The sequence below is a fragment of the Streptomyces sp. AM6-12 genome (genome assembly GCF_044327085.1).
Lineage (GTDB): Bacteria > Actinomycetota > Actinomycetes > Streptomycetales > Streptomycetaceae > Streptomyces.
This window is the reverse complement of the sequence record NZ_JBIQWN010000001.1, coordinates 3,764,072-3,783,112: the sequence shown is the minus strand read 5'-3', so window position 1 is coordinate 3,783,112 and position 19,041 is coordinate 3,764,072. Positions and strand designations below refer to the sequence as shown.

The window sequence follows — 19,041 nt, the reverse complement described above, 5'->3', positions numbered from 1 at the left end:
CATCGGCCCCCGAAGGCGGAACTTTCGGGGGGCGCGTCGTACATATATCTATGCGCCGGTGGCTCGCGCCGTAGCGCGCATCACCCGTGCAGGTGAGTTGAGACCTCTTCGAAACATCGGACCATTGGCAGGCTCGTACGTGCCGTTACGCTATCTCTTGCAAAGAAAGCGCCCAACTTCCTTGGATTCAGAGCCAGTTAGCGCACCTAAGCCATGCAGAAACGTGCCTGTCAACGAGTGCATATGCGTCCGCACTACCCCACCGCATGAGCCCTACTATCGGCTCGCCATGACAGCAGCAGGGAAGCACCAGGTGAGCCGCGCGGAAACCTCACGTCGAGGCAGCCGGCCGGGCCGGGCGGGCATCAGGGACGTGGCCGCCGCCGCCGGGGTCTCCATCACGACCGTCTCCGACGCCCTCAACGGCAAGGGCCGGCTCCCGGACGCCACCCGCCGCCATGTCCGCGAGGTCGCCGACCGGCTGGGGTACCGCCCCTCAGCCGCCGCCCGCACCCTCCGTACCGGCAAGTCGGGGCTGATCGGCCTGACCGTGACCACGTACGGGGATGAACCTTTCACCTTCACGGAGTTCGCGTACTTCGCCGAGATGGCGCGGGCCGCCACCTCGGCCGCGCTGGCACGGGGCTACGCCCTGGTCATCCTCCCCGCGACCTCCCGCCACGACGTGTGGTCCAACGTCGCCCTCGACGGCACCGTCGTCATCGACCCCTCCGACCAGGACCCGGTGGTGAGCGAACTCGTCCGCCAGGGCCTGCCCGTCGTCTCCGACGGCCGCCCGGCCGGCGCGCTCCCGGTCACCGCCTGGGTGGACAACGACCACGAGGCCGCCGTCCTCGGCATCCTCGACCACCTCGCCGCCGCCGGCGCCCGCCGCATCGGCCTGCTCACGGGCACCTCGACCGACACGTACACCCATCTGTCGACCACGGCCTATCTGCACTGGTGCGAACGGGTCGGCCAGGACCCGGTCTACGAGTCCTATCCGGCCCACGACCCGTGCGCGGGCGCCGTCGCCGCCGACCGGCTGCTCGCCCGCCCCGACCGGCCCGACGCGGTCTACGGACTGTTCGACCCCAACGGCACCGATCTGCTCGCCGCCGCCCGCCGCTACGGGCTGCGCGTCCCGGACGACCTGCTGCTGGTGTGTTGCAGCGAGTCCACCGTGTACGCCAGCACCGAGCCGCCTGTCACCACGCTCTCCCTCAAGCCGCGCCGCATCGGCACGGCCGTCGTCCAGCTGCTCATCGACGCCATCGAGGGCGTGGAGTCGGAGCAGCCGGTCGAGCAGGTGATACCGACCGAACTGATCGTGCGCACCTCCTCCCAGCGGCGGCCCCCGCGCACGACGGTCAGCCCGCCCCGGACCCCGGACGACACGTAGGGCGCGGGCCGGGCGGTGGCGGCGCGGAGCCCGTTCGGCGGTGACGCCGCGCGGGCCGCACCGGGTCGGCGGTCCCCGACCGTCGGCGAACACCTGCACAAACGGGACGAAAACCACGGCGAAGCGGAGTCTTGTTCCGATTCACCACCCCTGGGTCATCACATGGCGCGACGCGCATTCCTATGATGGGCCCACGACACCGCGGACCGCTGCGACCAGGCAGTCCGAAGCGGTGCAGATGCGGCGCGATGGTGGAGGGGTCTGATGACTCAGGGGGCCGGTCAGGGACCCGAGGTGGAGCGGACGGCGACGCTACGCGACTTCCGGGTGCCCGCGTACGTCCACGAGACCGGTGCGTACGTCCCCCACGCCCAGCAGGACGAGACCGCGCCGCCCGCCGAGGAGTCGTACCCCGACGGGTACACACCCACCCAGCGCGATCTACCCGTCGTCCACCGCGGCGACACGCTCCAGGTCCCCGTCGGCACGGCACCCGCCGCCCCGGCCGCGGGCCCCGCGGCCGGCCCCGGACCGCTCTACGTCGTCGGTGATGTGCACGGCTACCTCGACGAACTGATGGCCGCCCTGCGGGAACAGGGGCTGATCGACGAGGCGGGCCAGTGGTGCGCCGGCACCACCCGGCTGTGGTTCCTCGGCGACTTCACCGACCGCGGCCCGGACGGCATCGGCGTCATCGACCTGGTGATGCGGCTGTCCGCCGAGGCGGCCGCGGCCGGCGGCTACTGCAAGGCCCTCATGGGCAACCACGAACTGCTGCTGCTCGGTGCCAAGCGATTCGGCGACACGCCCGTCAACTCCGGTGCGGGCACCGCCACCTTCCAGGCGGCCTGGCTGCTCAACGGCGGCCAGAAGACCGACATGGACCGTCTCCAGGACCACCATCTCCAGTGGATGGCCCGCCTCGACGCGCTGGAGGAGGTCGACGGCTATCTGCTGGTGCACTCCGACACCACCGCCTACCTCGACTACGGCGACTCGATCGAGGCCGTCAACGACACTGTCCGCGAGCGGCTCACCCGCAATGACGCGGACGAGTGCTGGGACCTGTTCCGCAAGTTCACCAAGCGCTTCTCCTTCCGCGACGAGGGCGGTGCCGACGCCGTGCGCTCCCTGCTGGACACCTACGGCGGCACCCGGATCGTGCACGGCCACAGCCCCATCCCCTACCTGCTGGGCGAAGTGGGCTCCGAGGACGGCGAGGAGAGCGACGACCCGGTGGTCGAGGGTCCGCATGTCTACGCCGACGGGCTCGCCATCGCCATGGACGGCGGGGTGACCATGGCCGGAAAGTTGCTGGTGAGGCAACTCCCGCTGGTTCACTGATCCTTCGCCTGAGCGGCCCCGCCATACCGGAGTACGCGCAGGCCGGGACGCAATTTCCGGCAATCCCCTGTCACCACGCGCCGTCACGGCTCTACCATCGGCTTATCCGTAGCAGGCTCCCCTCCGTCTCTGCCCGACGGCTCGCCGCTGCGCGAGCCCCAAGCCCTACGGAGCATCGGGGGATGCACATGAACAGCCTTCCGCAGCACCTGCGGAGCGAGGACCGCCGGGAGTTCGAGCGGCTCCTCGACGAGGTTCTGCGCTCCGCACCACACCGACCGGAACTGGCCGCCGTGGGACAGCGGCTCAACCCCGCGCAACTGCGCACCATGGCCATCGCCGCCTCCGCGCTCATCACGGCGGCCGCGGCCACCGAGTACCAGCGCTATGTACGGATACGCGACGAACTGCGCCACCCCGAGCAGGCCCCGAGTGCGGCCGGTGCCGCGCCCGCCGAGCCGGACCCGGCCGCGGCGGACCTCGCCGCCGCGCACGGCGCGGGCGCGGTCGCGGTCGTCGCCGTCCTGGCGCCGCTCCTGTCCGCGACCGCGGCGGTGATATTCCTGCTCATCGGCTACATCCTGAGAACCCTGGCCCCCGGGCAGTCCTTCGCCGGCACCATGCTCACCGCCGGCTGGGTGTTCGGGGCCCTGACCGTGGCCGCGATCCTCGTCGCCGCCGCAGGGCTCCTCCTCACCGCCCTGCGCAACGGCTCCTCCCCCGAATCCCGGGCCCGCGACGCCGCCGCCGCCGAGGTCGCCAGAGCCAGAACCGCCTGGGAAACCGCCCTCCTGGAACGCGGCATCATCCCCTTCCTCCAGGAGGCACTCGCCGACCACCCCCACTACTCCGGCTCCGACCACGCCGACCCGGAACGCCAGCCGGACTGATCCGGCCGGGCGGCGGCCTGCGGCCCGACGAGGCGCCGCTCCGGAACCGGTGGCCCGGCCGGAGCGGCGCCCATGCCCTCGTCAGTCCGCGACCGGCAGATACACCCGGTTCCCCGCCTCGGCGAACTCCCTCGACTTCTGGGCCATGCCCTCCTCGATCTCGGTCCGATTGCCACCGTGTTCGCGGCGGATGTCCTGCGAGATCTTCATGCTGCAGAACTTCGGGCCGCACATGGAGCAGAAGTGGGCCGTCTTGGCGGGTTCGGCCGGAAGGGTCTCGTCGTGGAAGTCGCGGGCCGTGTCCGGGTCGAGGGCCAGGTTGAACTGGTCCTCCCAGCGGAACTCGAAGCGCGCGTCCGACAGCGCGTCGTCCCAGTCCTGCGCCCCCGGATGCCCCTTGGCGAGGTCGGCCGCGTGGGCGGCGATCTTGTAGGTGATGACCCCGGTCTTGACGTCGTCCCGGTTGGGCAGGCCCAGGTGCTCCTTCGGCGTGACGTAGCAGAGCATCGCCGTGCCCCACCAGGCGATCATCGCGGCGCCGATGCCGGAGGTGATGTGGTCGTACGCCGGTGCGATGTCCGTGGTCAGCGGACCGAGCGTGTAGAACGGGGCCTCGTCGCAGATCTCCTGCTGGAGGTCGATGTTCTCCTTGATCTTGTGCATCGGGACATGCCCGGGGCCCTCGATCATCGTCTGCACGTTCAGCCGCCGGGCGATCCGGCCGAGTTCTCCGAGCGTGCGCAGCTCCGCGAACTGGGCCTCGTCATTGGCGTCCGCGATGGAGCCGGGCCGCAGCCCGTCGCCCAGCGAGTACGTGACGTCGTAGGCGGCGAGGATCTCGCACAGCTCCTCGAAGTTCTCGTACAGGAACGACTCCTTGTGGTGCGCCAGGCACCACGCGGCCATGATGGAGCCGCCCCGCGAGACGATGCCGGTCTTGCGGTTGGCCGTGAGCGGCACGAACGGCAGCCGTACGCCCGCGTGGACGGTCATGTAGTCCACGCCCTGCTCGGCCTGCTCGATGACGGTGTCCTTGTAGATCTCCCAGGTCAGCTCCTCGGCCCTGCCGTCGACCTTCTCCAGCGCCTGGTACAGCGGCACCGTGCCGATGGGGACGGGGGAGTTGCGCAGCACCCACTCGCGGGTGGTGTGGATGTTGCGGCCGGTGGAGAGGTCCATGACCGTGTCGGCACCCCAGCGGGTCGCCCAGGTCATCTTCTCCACCTCCTCCTCGATGGACGAGGTCACCGCGGAGTTCCCGATGTTGGCGTTCACCTTCACCAGGAACCGCTTGCCGATGATCATCGGCTCGATCTCCGGGTGGTTGACGTTGGCCGGCAGCACCGCCCGGCCCGCCGCGATCTCCTCGCGCACCACGTCGGGGGAGACGTTCTCCCGAAGGGCCACGAACTCCATCTCCGGCGTGATCTCGCCCCGGCGCGCGTACGCGAGCTGCGTCACCGCCTGTCCGCCACGGCCCCGGCGCGGCTGGCGCGGACGGCCCGGAAAGACCGCGTCCAGGTTCCGCAGCCCGCCGCGCGGCGAGGTGTGCTTGATCCCGTCGTCCTCGGGACGGACGGGACGGCCCGCGTACTCCTCGGTGTCGCCACGGGCGATGATCCAGTTCTCCCGCAGCGGCGCCAGCCCCCGGCGGACGTCGGTGTCGACGAGCTGATCGGTGTACGGGCCCGACGTGTCGTACAGCGTGACCGACTGCCCGTTGGTGAGGTGCACCTGACGGACCGGCACGCGCAGGTCGGGGCGTGAGCCCTCGACGTACGCCTTGTGCCAGCCGATGGACTTCCCGGCCTCCGAGGACATGTCGTCCTGGGCGGAGGCAGGCGTGCGTGCGTCCTTGTTGGTCATGAGACCTACTCCCTACGCCGGCATTACCCGGTAACAGGTTCGGCGGTCGACGCAGCGGTTTCCGTCGTCCGAGGTCTCTCGGGGAACTCGTATGTTCCACGTGAAACATCGCTCTACGGAGGTCAGCGCCCTCTCAGCCCGGTGCTCCGAGCTCCCGCGTGTGCAAAGGTGTCTCCACGCTAGCGTCATCCGTGACGCGATGAACAGTGGGCCCTCCCCGCTTCTTGCGATGATCTGGCGATGACCCGGATGGACCAGGACCCGTACCAGCCGCCCGGCCCGCGCCGGCCCGACGGCTCGGAGCCCTTGAGCCAGGGCCACCGCCACGACCACGGCCACGCGCGAGCCCCGGCCCAGAGCCCGGCTCCGGCCCGCAGACAGGGACACGGACAGGAACAGGGGCACGGGCACGGTCGGGGGCACGGACAGGATCAGAGGCAGGGGCACAGCGCCGGTCGCGGGCACGGGCACGGTCACAGCCATGGGCCCGCCGCGCCCGTGTCCCGGCATCTGCGCAAGGTGATCGCGGCGATCCTCGTCCCGTTCACCGCGGCGGTCGTGGTCGGTCTGGTGGTGCTCTGGCCCGGTGGCGCCCCCTCGCACAAGCACAGCGGCGTCGGCTTCGACCGGCAGACCCAACAGGCCACCGTCATCCGTGTGGTCGAGGTGAGCTGCGCGCCGGGGAGCGCGGGCGGCGGGGCGCCGAGCGGTGATGCCTCCGGCGGCGTTTCGGCGGGTCAGCAGTCCGGCGGGTCCTGCAAGAAGGCGACGGTCCGGGTCGACACCGGCAAGGACAAGGGCCGTACGTTCACCGAGATCGTGCAGCCCGACCAGCCCCGGCAGCTGCACCAGGGCGAGCAGGTCATCGCCGCCTACGAGCCCACCGCCCCCAAGGACCTCCAGTACTCGGTCGCCGATGTGAACCGCAAGTTCCCCATGGCGCTGCTCGCGGGCGTCTTCGCGCTCGCCGTCGTGGTGGTGGGCCGGCTGCGCGGTGTCATGGCCCTCGTGGCGCTGGCGGTGAGCTTCCTAGTGCTGAACCAGTTCATCCTGCCCGCGATCCTCCAGGGCTCCAACCCCCTGCTGGTGGCGGTGATCGGGTCGAGCGCCATCATGCTGATCGCCCTGTACATGTGCCACGGCCTGTCGGCGCGTACGTCGGTGGCGGTGCTCGGCACGCTGATCTCGCTGACCCTGATCGGTCTGCTCGGCTCGGTGTTCATCGGCTGGGCCGCCCTGACCGGCAACACCGACGACAGCACCGGTCTGATCCACGGGCTGTACCCGAAGATCGATATGAGCGGTCTGCTGCTGGCCGGTGTCATCATCGGATCGCTCGGCGTCCTGGACGATGTGACGGTCACCCAGACCTCCGCCGTATGGGAGCTGCACGAGGCCAACCCCACGATGGGCCCGCGCGGTCTGTACCGGGCCGCCATCCGCATCGGCCGCGACCACATCGCGTCCGTCGTCAACACCCTTGTGCTCGCCTATGCGGGCGCCGCACTGCCGTTGCTGCTGCTGTTCTCGATCGCGCAGAGCAGCGTGGGGACGGTGGCCAACAGCGAGCTGGTGGCCGAGGAGATCGTGCGCACCCTGGTGGGCTCCATCGGCCTGGTCGCCTCGGTCCCGGTCACCACCGCGCTCGCCGCCCTGGTGGTAGCGGCCGATCGCAGCGCCCCGGAACCGGAGACCTCCACCGGTACCCGGGCCCTGCCGGCTCGCGGCGGCCGGGGTCGGCGCCGGAAGCGGTGAGGCGGGGCGGGGCGGGCTGCCCGGCCTGCCCTGGTCGGCCCAGCCTGGCCGGCTCCATCCAACAGGGTGTGGAAATTTCTGAAGAAGCGTTCCTGCAAAGCCCCGTACCGCCGAGCGGAGCGTCCGCGCTCCGTCCCGCGGTGTCTCAGCCCGCGCTCTGCTCCTCGGCCAGAATGCGGTCCAGCGCCTCGTCCAGATGCGTGTCGAAGTCGGCGAGCGCGCCCTCCTGCCCGAGCGGGACCAGCTTGTCCGTGCGGTCGAGGAAGGCCACGAGCGGCGACGCCGACGAGCGGAACAGGGCCTGGTCGCCGCCGACCTGAAGCCGGATCAGTACCTCGCCCAGCACCTCGGTCTCGACCGGGGAGATCCGCACATCCCCTTCCCCGCACGGACGCCCGACGCCGTCGATCAGCAGTTCCCGGCCGAAGACCCAGGTGACCGGGGCATCGCCGGGCAGATGGAAGGTGAGCCGCACGGCGTAGGGATCGCCGGTCTCGTAGCGCAACTCCACCGGAATGCGGAAGGAGAGCTCCTCCGAGACGAGAAAGCTCATCATGACCTCTGCCTGTACGGACTCGCGCATCGCCTACCCCGTCATATGACATCGACTGGCCGGGTTTGATCCCTCTGACCGTGGTAAATCTTGCTGAAAGTACACGGTGGATCACAAGGAGTAAGTTTTCAGATGCTGATAGAGAGGGTCAGGGATCCCAGATGCCGTCCGATCTCCGTCTGCAGCCGCTGGGCCGCGGGCAGCAGCCGGTCGGCCTGATGGGCCGGGAGGGAGATGGCCACGGTGACCGCGGTCGTGCCGACCGTGATGGGTACCGCCGCGCAGACCGTGCCCAGCGCGTACTCCTGGCGCTCCGTCACCGTCTCCATGCGCCGCACCCGCGCCAGCCGGCGCAGCAGGGCGTCGCTGTCCCGCACGGTGTAGGGCGTGAGGCCCTGGACCGGGTAGCGGGCGAGATGATCCTGCCGGGCGCCCTCGTCCAGCTGGGAGAGCAGGCACTGCCCGATGGCGTGCGCGTGCCCGGTCTCGCGGAAGTCGGCCCACTCCTCGGCCGCGGGTGACTCACGGGAGTCGGCGACGCACAGAACCTCGATCTCTCCGTCCCGGTACATCGCGTAGTACATCGGGGCGCCGATGGAATCGCGCCAGTGGGCGAGCGTCTCCGCGACCCTGCCGCGACGTTTCTCCCGTGCCCCGCTGCTGCTCAGCAGCTCGGCCGCGTCACCGAGGTAGAAGAGGCCCTTGTCGCGGCGCAGGTAGCCCTCGTGCACCAGGGTGCGCAGCAGGTGGTAGGTGGTGGGCAGGGCCAGGCCGGTGGCGCGGGCGAGTTGCTTGGCGGGGGCGCCGTACGGATGGGCCGCGACGGTCTCCAGCAGCCGCATGGCGCGCTGTACGGAGCCGATGAGGGTGGTCGTGGGGGCCGGCTGCGGCGGGACGGCCATCCCGGACGGCCGCCGGGCGGGAGGGGTGCGAGGGCGTGGCTGGGCGGGGAGTGCGGGGGTTTTCGCCGGTGCGGTGTCGACCGTGGCCAAGGGTTACTCCGGAAGCGCGAGGGGGCAGCCCGTGCGTGGGCGGGGAGCACGGAGGGGGTTCTGCGCCACCCGCGGGGCCGCACCCCGCGGGAGTTCCGGACTCTAACCGCCCGCCCCCGCGTGCGGCCGGGCTCATGGGGAAACTTCCCTCCCCCGAGGGAACCGGCACCCCCTTACCGGTCACCGGCTCCCGTGTGCCTCACCAGTCGCCGTGGGAGGAGGAGTTGGACATGAACTTGCGCACGATGTAGATCAGGCCGCCGACCAGGGCCACGAAGACCAGCGCCTTGAACAGCAGGCCGATCACGAATCCGACGATGCTCGCTATCAGGCCGCCGAACACGACCAGGGCGATGACCGGCACCGCGACCCACTTCACCCACCACGGCAGTCCCGCGAAGATCCCTCGCATGGCCCTCGTCCTTCTCGTCTCGTGCGTACGTGTACGTCGCGTACGGTCTCGATGTCCTGCCCTCGATGCTAGAGCCGCGGGAGGGACCCACGGGGGCCGCGCAGCCCTTGTCCTTCCCTGAACCGTCCCCTAGGGAACCCGGAGAGCGACCCTCACGCCTCGGGTGGAGAGAAGACGACGAGAACCCTCAGATCCTCGCTGATGTGGTGGAACTTGTGGGCGACACCCGCGGGTACGTACACCACGCTGCCCCGCGCCACCTCGGTCGTCTCCAGGCCGACGGTGATCGACGCCCGGCCGCTGACGACGAAGTACACCTCGTCCTGCTTGTGCGGCTGCTGCGGGTCGTGCGCGCCCGCGTCGAGAGCGTAGAGGCCGACCGACATGTTCCGCTCCCGCAGGAACTGAAGATAGGCACCCTCGTTGACGGCGCGCTCCGCCTCCAGGTCGTCCAGCCGGAATGCCTTCATTCGCTTCGTCGCCCTCGCCTCACTGCTCGCTGCCGATCCGGTCTGCCACGATCAGACACATGAAGAATTTCGTAGTCAAGACGATCGTGAACGCGGGCGCCCTCGCGGTGGCGGTCTGGCTCCTCGACAAGATCACGCTGACCGGAGCGAGCACCGCCAAGAAGGCCGGCACGCTGATCGTCGTGGCACTGATCTTCGGCCTGGTGAACTCGCTGGTCAAGCCGGTCCTGAAGGTGCTCACCTTCCCGTTGTTCATTCTGACCCTGGGCCTGGTCACCCTGGTCGTCAACGCGCTGATGCTGCTGCTGACGTCCTGGGTGTGCGGCAAGCTCCAGTTGAGCTTCCACGTGGAGGGCTTCTGGACGGCCGTGCTCGGCGGTCTGATCATCTCGGTCGTCTCCTGGGCCCTGCACCTGATCCTGCCGGACGAGGACTGAGCCTTCATGACCTACCGCGTCTGCTTCGTGTGCACCGGCAACATCTGCCGTTCCCCGATGGCCGAGCACGTCTTCCGCGCGCGGGTCGCGGAGGCCGGGCTGGCGGATCTGGTGGAGATCGACAGCGCGGGCACCGGCGGCTGGCACGAGGGCGAGGCCGCCGACCCGCGCACCGTCGCCGTCCTCCAGGACCGCGGCTACGACTGCGACCACATCGCACGCCGGTTCCAGCCGTCCTGGTTCGCCCGCCGGGACCTCGTCATCGCCCTCGACGCCGGTCATCTGCGGGCCCTGCGCCGCCTTGCGCCCACCGAGGACGACGCGCGCAAGGTCCGCCTGCTGCGCGCGTACGCCCACTGGTCGCCCGGCGCCCTCGCACCGGACGAGCCGCCGGGCGGCGATCTCGACGTGCCGGACCCGTACTACGGCGGGCCGGAGGGCTTCGAGGAATGCCTTGAGATGGTGGAGGAGGCGAGCGCCGGTCTGCTCGCCGCCGTACGGGAGCACCTGGAGGGACGGGCCGCATGAGCGACGCAACCTGGGACAAGGGGCCCGTCGACGAGGGGCCGGTGGGCGACGGCACGCGTGTGGTGCGGGCCGGGCTGCCCGAGCCGGTCAAGCACGAGCCGACGCTGCCCGGCCCCGTGTTCGCCGCGCACTTCCATCTGCCGGGCGAGGTGACCGGACCGTATTCCTACGGCCGTGACGACAACCCCACCTGGGCGCTGCTGGAGAACGCCATCGGCGAGCTGGAAGCGCCCGGACGGGAGGATGTCGAGACGCTGGTGTTCGCCTCCGGCATGGCCGCGATCTCCGCCGTGCTGTTCTCCCAGCTGCGCTCCGGCGACGCGGTGGTGCTGCCGTCCGACGGCTACCAGGCGCTGCCGCTGGTCCGCGCCCAGCTGGAGGCTTACGGCGTCGAGGTGCGCACCGCACCCACCGGCCGGGACGCCCAGCTGGAGGCCCTGGAGGGGGCCAGGCTGCTGTGGATCGAGTCCCCGTCGAATCCGGGGCTCGATGTCTGCGACATCCGGCGGCTGGCGGTCGCGGCGCACGCCCAGGGCACCCTGGTGGCCGTCGACAACACCCTCGCCACCCCGCTCGGTCAGCGCCCGCTGGCCCTGGGCGCCGATTTCACCGTGGCCAGCGGCACCAAGCAACTCACCGGGCACGGCGACATCCTCCTCGGGTACGTGGCCGGCCGCGATGCCGGGGCGATGGCCGCCGTACGCCGCTGGCGCAAGATCGTCGGAGCGATCCCCGGGCCGATGGAGGCATGGCTCGCGCACCGCTCCATCGCCACGCTCCAGCTGCGCGTCGACCGGCAGAACGCCACCGCGCTCGCCGTCGCCGAGGCCCTGCGGCAGCGTCCGGAGATCACCGGTCTGCGCTATCCGGGGCTGCCGGACGACCCCGCGCACCAGACCGCCTCGCGGCAGATGCGCCGCTATGGCTGCGTCGTGTCGTTCACGCTGCCCACCCGTGCGCGCGCCGAACGCTTCCTCGCCGCGCTCCGCCTGGTGGAGGACGCGACGAGCTTCGGCGGGGTGCGCTCCACGGCCGAGCGGCGCGGCCGCTGGGGCGGAGACGCCGTCCCGGAGGGCTTCATCCGGATGTCCGTCGGCGCGGAAGACCCCGAGGATCTGGTGGCGGACATCCTGCGCGCCCTGGACGAGTCGGCGGAGTGACCGGCCGGGGCGGTGCCGTACGGCCCGATGTCGTACGACGGTCCGAGCCTCCCCCCTCGTGGCTCGGACCGTCTCCGGTTCCGTTCGCGAAGAACCGTGCTGTCCAGGCTAGTTGACTCTCTGTCAGTGTCCAATCACGCTAGCGACAGGAGCCTATCGACATATTTATAGTTGACGCCTGCCGGGGCCAGCCGAAGGCGGGGGCAGGGGAGGGCATGCCATGGATCTGGCCTTGCTGCGCACCTTCGTCACCGTGCACCGGGCCGGCTCCTTCACCCGCGCCGCGGCCCTGCTCGGCCTCTCCCAGCCCGCCGTCACCTCGCAGATCCGCACCCTGGAACGTCAGCTGGGCAAGCCCCTCTTCCTGCGCCAGGCGCGCGGGGTCACCCCGACCACCATCGGCGACGAACTCGCGCACAAGGCCGCGCCCCACCTCGACGCGCTGGTGGAGATAGCCGAGGGCCCACTCGACGACGAGTCCTCGCCGACGACGCTGCACCTGGCCGGGCCCCCTGAGTTCACCGCCGAACGGGCCCTGCCCGCCCTCGCCGAACTGGCCGGAGAGGGCCGCCGGGGCTTCGCGCTGCGCGCCTCCTTCGGGACCCCGGACGAGGTTCTGGAGGGGCTCGCGGCCGGCCACCACGACCTGGCCATCAGCGCCGCCCGGCCGCGCGGCGCCCTGTTCACCTCGACCCCGCTCTGCGACGAGGAGCATGTACTGGTCGCCGCTCCCCGCTGGGCGGAGCACCTCGACCCGGACGCGTTACGGCTGAAGGGAGCGCCCGCTCTCCAGGATCTGCCCGTGGTCGACGTCCATGAGTCGCTGCCGTTCGTCTCCCACTACTGGGCCTCCGTCTTCGATGCCCGCCCCGCCGCCCCCGGCACGGTCGTCGCCCCCGATCTGCGGGCCGTGCTCGCCTGTGCGAGCGCGGGCGCGGGTCTGGCCGTACTGCCCCGCTATCTCTGCGCACCGGCCCTCGACCGGCGCGCGGTCGTGGCCCTGCACGACCCGGTGGTGCCGCCGCTGCGCACCTATTTCCTGGTGGTCCGCACGGGCACGCTCGCCCTGCCGCCCGTGGCCCGCGCCCATGAAGGGCTGCTGCGTGCGGCCGCGGGGTGGGGCTGACGCGCACCCGGCCACGGAGCGCGCGCAACCGGTTCCGCTTTGCGATGTTTCACGTGGAACCAGCCGGGCCACATTTCTCCCATGACCGTCCGACCCGTGGTCAAGCGCACCGCCCGCGCCGTTCTGCTGGACGGTGACGACCTGATCCTGATCAAGCGCACCAAGCCCGGTGTCGATCCCTACTGGGTGACCCCCGGAGGCGGGGTCGAACCCGGAGACTCGACCGTCGTGGACGCCCTGCACCGGGAGGTGTACGAGGAACTGGGCGCCAAGATCAGCGACGTGGTGCCGTGTTTCGTGGACACCGTGGAGCACATCGGTGAGGACGGCGGCGCGACCGGCGTGAAGGTGCAGCACTTCTTCGTCTGCCGGCTGGAGTCCATGGACCCGTCCCTGCGCCATGGCCCCGAGGTGGAGGAACCGGCCGGTGAGTACGAGATCGTCCGCGTCCCGTTCACCCGCGTCGGCATCGCGTCCGTCCATCTCGTCCCGCTGTCGCTGCGGCACTATCTGGACGGCAACATCGAGGGCGTGCGGGCCATGCACGCTCCCGATCTGGGATAGGGGGCACCTCCCCGCCGGGTGGCCGACGGGGCGATGTTTCACGTGAAACCGGTGGACGCCGGGGGGTTGCTTCGGACAGCCTGACGTGCGTGCCAACTCCTTCCCTCGACGCACTGCCCATCCGCCGTCTGACGCTGCGCGATCTCACCGCCTGCGCCGACCTGTCCGAGGACCGGGGGTGGCCGCGCGAAGAACACAAGTGGGGCTTCCTCCTCACCGCCGGCCGGGGCTTCGGCATCGACGACCCGCAGGGCGGTCTCGTCGCCGCGTGCGTCATCACCGAGTACGGCTCCTGGGGGCGGCCCGAGCTCGGCGCCGTCGGCATGGTCCTGGTCGCCGAGCGCCACGCCCGCCGGGGTGTCGGGCGCCGCTTGATGCGGCATGTGGTGTCCGTCATGGACGGCACCCCGCTGACCCTGTACGCCACGGAGAGCGGCCGTCCCCTGTACGAGGAGCTGGGCTTCAAGGTGACGGGGCGGGCGGAGATGCTCAGGGGTCGTTTCACCCCCGGCGGTCCGGACCTCGGGATGAAGACGCGGGCCGCCACCGCGGAGGATCTCCCCACGATGCTGCGGCTGGACGAGGAGGTGTTCGGCGCCGATCGGACACCGCTCATCGCGCGGCTGCCCGCCTTCGCGGACCAGCTGCGGGTGGCCGAGGAGGACGGCCGGATCACCGGATACGCGGCCGCGTGGCCCACCATGGACACCCATGTCGTCGGCCCGCTGATCGCCCGCAACACGGAGACCGCACAGGCGCTCATCGCCTCGCTGGCGGCCGGCACGGACCGCCCCCTGCGCACCGACATCGACGTACGCCACGAGGACCTGCGGGCCTGGGCCAAGGCTCGGGGCCTGGCCTCGGTGACGTACAACTCCGTGATGACCTACGGCATCCCCGAGCTCCCGGGCGACTGGACGCGCCGGTTCGCCCCGCTGACGGTCGCCGCCGGCTGAGACCTCGTACGACACCGGCAGGCCCGCCGCTCGAAGCGGCGGGGCCTGCCGGTTGCGGTCGGTGTGATCAGACGAGGGCGCCTACGGCCGCGGTGGCGAAGCCGTGGTCCTGCTGCGGGGTGCCGCCGCCGACACCGACCGCGCCGATCAGCCGGCCGGCGCGGTGGACGGGGACTCCGCCCGCGATGAACAGCAGCGGCCGGTCGAGGGCCGTGGGCAGGGTGTGGAAGAGGCCGCCGGGCTGGACGGCGTCGACCAGGTCGGCCGTGGGGGCGTTCAGCTGGAGCGCGGTGTAAGCCTTGCGGGTGCTGGTCTCGCCGGAGATCAGCACCGCCTGGTCGTCCCGGCGGAAGGCGAGCAGATGACCGCCGGCGTCCAGGACGGTGACGCTGACGGTGACTCCCGCCTCCTCGGCCGCCCGGCGGGCCGTGGCGACGAGCAGTTCGGCGTCCTCGGTGGTGAGCGGGGCGACGGCGGTGGTGGTCATGGAAGGTTCTCCTCGGTGGTGCTGTGGGGGTGTCGCTGTGCGGGGCGCCGCACAGCGGTTCGGTGCGGTGGCCGCGAGCCGTGGTTCAGTGGCTGCGAGCCGTGGTCCGGTGGCTGCGGGTCGTGGTGCGGTGCGGGTGGCCGGGTCCTGGTCCGGGTGGCTCAGTGGTGGACGGCGGTGCGCCGCTCGGCGGGCGTGCCGGAGGTGGCCACGGTGGTGCCGTGCGGAGCGTCGCGGCGCTCCAGGGCGGCCGAGAGGACGGCCAGGACCAGGGCGGCCGCGGCGAGCGCGGCGCCGACCCAGTTGGGGGACGTGTAGCCGAGGCCGGCCGAGATCACCAGACCGCCGAGCCAGGCGGAGAGGGCGTTGCCCAGGTTGAAGGCGCCGATGTTCACGGCCGAGGCGAGCGTCGGGGCGCCGTGGGCGTGGTCGAGGACGCGCTTCTGCAGCGGCGGGACGGTGGCGAAGCCGAGGGCGCCGATCAGGGCGATGGTCACGGCGGCCGCGATCTTGTTGTGGGCGGTCAGGGTGAAGAGGGCGAGGACGACGGCAAGGGCGCCGAGCGAGATGTAGAGCATGGGCATCAGGGCGCGGTCCGCGAACCTGCCGCCGACCAGGTTGCCGCCGACCATGCCGAGTCCGAACAGGACCAGCAGCCAGGTGACCGAGCTGTCGGCGAAGCCGGTGACATGGGTCATCATCGGCGCGATGTAGGTGACGGCCGCGAAGACGCCACCGAAGCCGAGGACGGTCATCGCCATGGCGAGCAGGACCTGGGCATTCTTGAAGGCGGCCAGCTCGTGGCGCATGTGAACGCCCTCGGGCCGGGGCAGGTCGGGCACGAGTTTGGCGACGCCGGCGAGGCCGACGACACCGAGCGCGGCCACGACCGCGAAGGTCACACGCCAGCCGGCGTGCTGGCCGATCAGCGTGCCCATCGGGACGCCGACGACATTGGCGACCGTCAGACCGGTGAACATCATGGCGATGGCGCCGGCCTTCTTCTGGGGCGCGACCAGCTCGGCCGCGACGACCGAACCGATGCCGAAGAAGGCGCCGTGGGAGAACGAGGCGACCACCCGTCCGATCACCACGACCGCGAACGCGGGCGCGAGGGCGGACAGCAGGTTTCCGGCGATGAAGAGGCCCATCAGCAGCATCAGCATCCGCTTGCGCGGGATCTTGGTGCCGAGCACGGTCATCAGCGGGGCCCCGACGGCCACGCCGAGCGCGTAACCGGTCACGAGCAGGCCGGCCGTGGGGATGGAGACGCCGAAGTCGCCTGCGACCTCGGGCAGCAAGCCCATGATCACGAACTCGGTGGTGCCGATTCCGAAGGCCCCGATCGCGAGGGCCAGAAGCGCGAGAGGCATGTGGGGTACACCTTCCCAGACGATTGCATGAGCGCTTTACCTGCAATGACAATACTTGCAGACGCGGTTTAAATGCAAACGCTGGATATTGCAGAGAGTGGACTACGCTAGGAGCAACCGCTCCGAGACGGAGGAGAACGCCCATGACAGCGACGGACCCCGCGCTCACCGCCCTCGCCCATGGCTGGTGCGCCCTCTCTGCGCTGCACGGAAAGATCGAGGCGCACATCGAGCGCGCTCTCCAGGCGAAGCACGACCTCAGCGTGCGCGAGTACTCTCTGCTCGACGTGCTGAGCCGGCAGCACGACGGCGAGGGCGGGCACCTCCAGATGAAGCAGGTCGCCGAGGCGGTCGTACTCAGCCAGAGCGCCACCACGCGTCTGGTGACCCGCCTGGAGGACCGCGGTCTGCTGGAGCGGTATCTGTGCCCCACCGACCGGCGCGGCATCTACACCAACGTCACCGAGGCCGGACTGCGGCTCCTCGAGGAGGCGCGCCCCACCAATGACGGCGCCCTGCGCGAGGCCCTGGACGACGCCTCCGAGAATGCCGAACTGGCGCCGCTGGTACGGGCCGTGGAGTCGCTGAACGTCCCCGCGTAGGGTGCAGGCATGGCTGATCTCGAGATACGGGCCGCGTCCGCCGGCGACCTCCCGGCGATCGTCGCGATGCTCGCCGACGATCCACTGGGTGCGCAGCGGGAGTCTCCCGACGATCTGACCCCATACCGGGCGGCGCTGAAGCGACTGGAGGCGGACCCGAACCAGCACCTCGTCGTCGCTGTGCGCGACGGCCGGGTGATCGGTACGCTCCAGCTCACGATCATCCCCGGACTGTCCCACCGGGGCGCGACCCGTGCGCTCATCGAGGCGGTTCGCATCCACGCCGACGAACGCGGCAGCGGACTGGGCACCGAGCTGATCCAGTGGGCCATCGACACGGCCCGGCGACTCGACTGCGTGATGGTGCAGCTGACATCCGACAAGAAGCGTCCCGACGCCCACCGCTTCTACGAGCGACTCGGATTCACCGCCTCACACGAGGGCTTCAAGCTGCGCCTTTGACGTTCGCTCCGATGACGGAGAGCGGGACAGCACAGAGGGGTTGCACCGCGTGTTTCACGTGAAACATGCGACCCTGCGGTGCAACCCCTCCTGCTGTAGTCCTACTTGACGCCTCGCCACCCCTGCGGGTCCACGCCGCCAGGAACCGGAGCCTCGGGGTCGTACGGCTTCCGGGTGAACACGAACGAGCCGAGGTCGAGGTGGCTCAGGGACCCGTCCGATCGCCGCACGGGCCGCAGCAGCTCCCCGGCGTAGTAACCCTCCAGGCCCGTCCAGGTGCCGTCGCCGTTCGACCGGAAGCGGGACCGGCGACCGCCGCCGGTCAGCGGGCCGAGCGAGATGAGGCCGTCGGCCGTCACCCGCAGGCCGAAGGCGCCGGTCCCCCAGTACCACTGCCCGGCCAGCTCCAGCACCGCCGGGTCGACCTCACGCAACGGACGCCAGGGCTCGGGGATACGGGGCTCCGCCTCGGCGACGATTCGTACGAGGTCGTCGCCCACCGCGCCCAAGGACGGCCCGCCGGTGCAGTTGGCGAGCACCACCGCGGCCACGTCGTCCTCCACGCTGATGGTGAGGTTCGCCAGGAAGCCGGGCAGCGAGCCGGAGTGGCCGACCAGCAGCCGCCCGTCACGGGAATGGAGCTGCATGCCGAGGCCGTAGGTGACCCCGTCCACCACATCGGCGGCCTCGGCCGGCGCCGCCGGGGTCCGCATCTCGCGCACCGACTCCGCGCCGAGGACCCGGTCGTCACCGCGGGTCAGGAACACCGCGAACTTCGCCAGGTCGCCCGTGGTGGACCACAGCTGGCCCGCGGACGCCATCCGGCCGAGGTCCTCCACCGGCTCCGGCAGCAGGGCGTCGGCCCACGGGTGCACCGCCCAGCCACCCGCGTACGGGGCCTGTGGCTGAGTAGTGGTCCGGTGCAGGCCGAGCGGTTCGAGGATCTCCCGGCGCAGCACCTCTTCCCAGGGGGCGCCGCGCAGTTCCTCCACCAGCTCGCCGAGCAGTGTGTAGCCGGGGTTGGAGTAGTGGTGCCGGCGGCCGACGGGGTGCAGCAGGGGCTTCTCGCCGAGCACATCGCGGAGCTCGGGCCGCAGTGAGCCCGGCGTCCGCTCCCACCAGGGACCGGGCGACTCGGCCGCCACTCCGGAGGTGTGCGCGAGCAGTTCGGCGATCGTTGCTTCCCCCACGCCGGTGCCCGGCAGATGCTTGTCCAGCGGATCGCCGAGGTCGAGCAGGCCCTCGTCGCGCAACCGCAGCACCAGTACGGCCGTGAAGGTCTTGGTGATCGACCCGATCCGGTACTGCACGTTCTCGTCCGGCGCCTGCCCGGCCACCGAACTCCGCGCCCCGTGCCACACGGCCCGCCCGTCCCGCACCACCGCGGCGACCAACGACGGCGCCCGCCCCTCGCTCTGCGCGACGGCGACCCTGTGCAGCAACGCGCGCCGCGTACCCGGAAGCAGCGCATCCTGTGAAGTCGTCATCCCCCCAGTCCACCTGCTGGAACGCCGGGCGTCGAATCCATTTCCAACTGCCAGGCCGGCTTCTCCGGGACGATCAGCTTCATGCCCACCAGCGTCAGCAGGTTGCGCAGCACACGGCCGACCGGTACGGACATTCCGGAGGCAGTGCGTCAGTTCCACGCGCTTTCGACGGCGC

The 19,041-nt window shown here is 70.8% G+C and carries 20 protein-coding genes and 1 riboswitch; of the genes, 12 read left to right on the top strand and 8 right to left on the bottom strand.

The features are described 5' to 3' along the window. The first annotated feature begins 289 nt into the window (after positions 1-289). The 3 genes from ACE4Q9_RS17065 to ACE4Q9_RS17055 all read left to right on the top strand — a co-directional run bounded on the left by ACE4Q9_RS17065 (position 290) and on the right by ACE4Q9_RS17055 (position 3,636). Positions 290-1,402, top strand: a complete 1,113-nt coding sequence (locus ACE4Q9_RS17065) for a LacI family DNA-binding transcriptional regulator (protein ID WP_397985092.1) — start codon at positions 290-292, stop codon at positions 1,400-1,402. Between the two features lie 264 nt (positions 1,403-1,666). Continuing rightward, entirely contained in the window at positions 1,667-2,746 is a 1,080-nt protein-coding gene (locus tag ACE4Q9_RS17060) for a metallophosphoesterase (RefSeq protein ID WP_397985091.1), read from the top strand. 188 nt (positions 2,747-2,934) lie between these two features. Next, the gene (locus ACE4Q9_RS17055; protein ID WP_397985090.1) at positions 2,935-3,636 is read left to right on the top strand and encodes a hypothetical protein; all 702 of its coding nucleotides are present in this window, start codon (positions 2,935-2,937) and stop codon (positions 3,634-3,636) included. Positions 3,637-3,717: 81 nt separating this feature from the next. Here ACE4Q9_RS17055 and thiC read toward each other — a convergent pair whose 3' ends face one another. Next, positions 3,718-5,502 carry a phosphomethylpyrimidine synthase ThiC gene (gene thiC / locus ACE4Q9_RS17050; protein ID WP_397985089.1) on the bottom strand — a complete coding sequence of 595 codons (1,785 nt, stop codon included), beginning with the start codon at positions 5,500-5,502 and terminating at the stop codon, positions 3,718-3,720. After that, a riboswitch (TPP riboswitch) is annotated at positions 5,495-5,670 on the bottom strand. It overlaps the preceding gene by 8 nt. Positions 5,671-5,742: 72 nt before the next feature. Between thiC and ACE4Q9_RS17045 the strand changes: the two genes are divergently transcribed. Next, positions 5,743-7,257: a YibE/F family protein gene (locus tag ACE4Q9_RS17045; protein WP_397985088.1), complete on the top strand. Its 1,515-nt coding sequence runs from the start codon at positions 5,743-5,745 to the stop codon at positions 7,255-7,257. 145 nt (positions 7,258-7,402) lie between these two features. Here ACE4Q9_RS17045 and ACE4Q9_RS17040 read toward each other — a convergent pair whose 3' ends face one another. The 4 genes from ACE4Q9_RS17040 to ACE4Q9_RS17025 form a co-directional block, all read right to left on the bottom strand. Further along, entirely contained in the window at positions 7,403-7,840 is a 438-nt protein-coding gene (locus ACE4Q9_RS17040; RefSeq protein WP_397985087.1) for an SsgA family sporulation/cell division regulator, read from the bottom strand. 98 nt (positions 7,841-7,938) lie between these two features. Further along, a complete protein-coding gene (locus tag ACE4Q9_RS17035) occupies positions 7,939-8,802 on the bottom strand; it encodes an IclR family transcriptional regulator (RefSeq protein WP_397985086.1) in 864 nt (287 codons plus the stop codon). A 199-nt stretch (positions 8,803-9,001) separates the two neighbouring features. Beyond that, complete coding sequence (locus ACE4Q9_RS17030) at positions 9,002-9,214, bottom strand: DUF5326 family protein (protein WP_397985085.1); 213 nt, start codon at positions 9,212-9,214, stop codon at positions 9,002-9,004. 152 nt (positions 9,215-9,366) lie between these two features. Further along, positions 9,367-9,684 carry a cupin domain-containing protein gene (locus tag ACE4Q9_RS17025; RefSeq protein ID WP_397985084.1) on the bottom strand — a complete coding sequence of 106 codons (318 nt, stop codon included), beginning with the start codon at positions 9,682-9,684 and terminating at the stop codon, positions 9,367-9,369. A gap of 59 nt (positions 9,685-9,743) precedes the next feature. Here ACE4Q9_RS17025 and ACE4Q9_RS17020 point away from each other — a divergent pair, with 59 nt between their 5' ends. From ACE4Q9_RS17020 to ACE4Q9_RS16995, 6 genes are all read left to right on the top strand, one after another. Then, a complete protein-coding gene (locus tag ACE4Q9_RS17020; RefSeq protein ID WP_397985083.1) occupies positions 9,744-10,121 on the top strand; it encodes a phage holin family protein in 378 nt (125 codons plus the stop codon). A gap of 6 nt (positions 10,122-10,127) precedes the next feature. Beyond that, entirely contained in the window at positions 10,128-10,649 is a 522-nt protein-coding gene (locus tag ACE4Q9_RS17015) for a low molecular weight protein-tyrosine-phosphatase (protein WP_397985082.1), read from the top strand. Beyond that, on the top strand, positions 10,646-11,809 hold the full coding sequence (locus ACE4Q9_RS17010) for a cystathionine gamma-lyase (RefSeq protein ID WP_397985081.1): 1,164 nt from the start codon (positions 10,646-10,648) through the stop codon (positions 11,807-11,809). Before ACE4Q9_RS17015 ends, ACE4Q9_RS17010 begins: the two co-directional genes overlap by 4 nt. Before the next feature lie 220 nt (positions 11,810-12,029). Then, positions 12,030-12,935 (top strand): LysR family transcriptional regulator, encoded by a 906-nt coding sequence (locus ACE4Q9_RS17005; protein WP_397985080.1) that lies wholly within the window; start codon positions 12,030-12,032, stop codon positions 12,933-12,935. Between the two features lie 81 nt (positions 12,936-13,016). After that, positions 13,017-13,499: an NUDIX domain-containing protein gene (locus tag ACE4Q9_RS17000; RefSeq protein WP_397985079.1), complete on the top strand. Its 483-nt coding sequence runs from the start codon at positions 13,017-13,019 to the stop codon at positions 13,497-13,499. An 89-nt stretch (positions 13,500-13,588) separates the two neighbouring features. Next, entirely contained in the window at positions 13,589-14,455 is an 867-nt protein-coding gene (locus ACE4Q9_RS16995) for a GNAT family N-acetyltransferase (RefSeq protein ID WP_397985078.1), read from the top strand. Between the two features lie 67 nt (positions 14,456-14,522). Here the strand turns inward: ACE4Q9_RS16995 and ACE4Q9_RS16990 are convergent, their stop codons facing one another. Together ACE4Q9_RS16990 and ACE4Q9_RS16985 are read right to left on the bottom strand one after the other, a co-directional pair. After that, entirely contained in the window at positions 14,523-14,942 is a 420-nt protein-coding gene (locus ACE4Q9_RS16990; protein ID WP_397985077.1) for a heme-binding protein, read from the bottom strand. 161 nt (positions 14,943-15,103) lie between these two features. Then, a complete protein-coding gene (locus ACE4Q9_RS16985) occupies positions 15,104-16,315 on the bottom strand; it encodes an MFS transporter (protein WP_397985076.1) in 1,212 nt (403 codons plus the stop codon). A gap of 143 nt (positions 16,316-16,458) precedes the next feature. Between ACE4Q9_RS16985 and ACE4Q9_RS16980 the strand changes: the two genes are divergently transcribed. Further along, positions 16,459-16,917 carry a MarR family winged helix-turn-helix transcriptional regulator gene (locus tag ACE4Q9_RS16980; RefSeq protein ID WP_397985075.1) on the top strand — a complete coding sequence of 153 codons (459 nt, stop codon included), beginning with the start codon at positions 16,459-16,461 and terminating at the stop codon, positions 16,915-16,917. 9 nt (positions 16,918-16,926) lie between these two features. Continuing rightward, positions 16,927-17,379, top strand: coding sequence for a GNAT family N-acetyltransferase (locus ACE4Q9_RS16975; RefSeq protein ID WP_397985074.1), 453 nt, complete (start codon positions 16,927-16,929; stop codon positions 17,377-17,379). A 101-nt stretch (positions 17,380-17,480) separates the two neighbouring features. On the opposite strand, the gene ACE4Q9_RS16970 is transcribed toward ACE4Q9_RS16975, so the two are convergent. Next, entirely contained in the window at positions 17,481-18,866 is a 1,386-nt protein-coding gene (locus ACE4Q9_RS16970; protein WP_397985073.1) for a serine hydrolase domain-containing protein, read from the bottom strand. Positions 18,867-19,041: the final 175 nt, after the last annotated feature.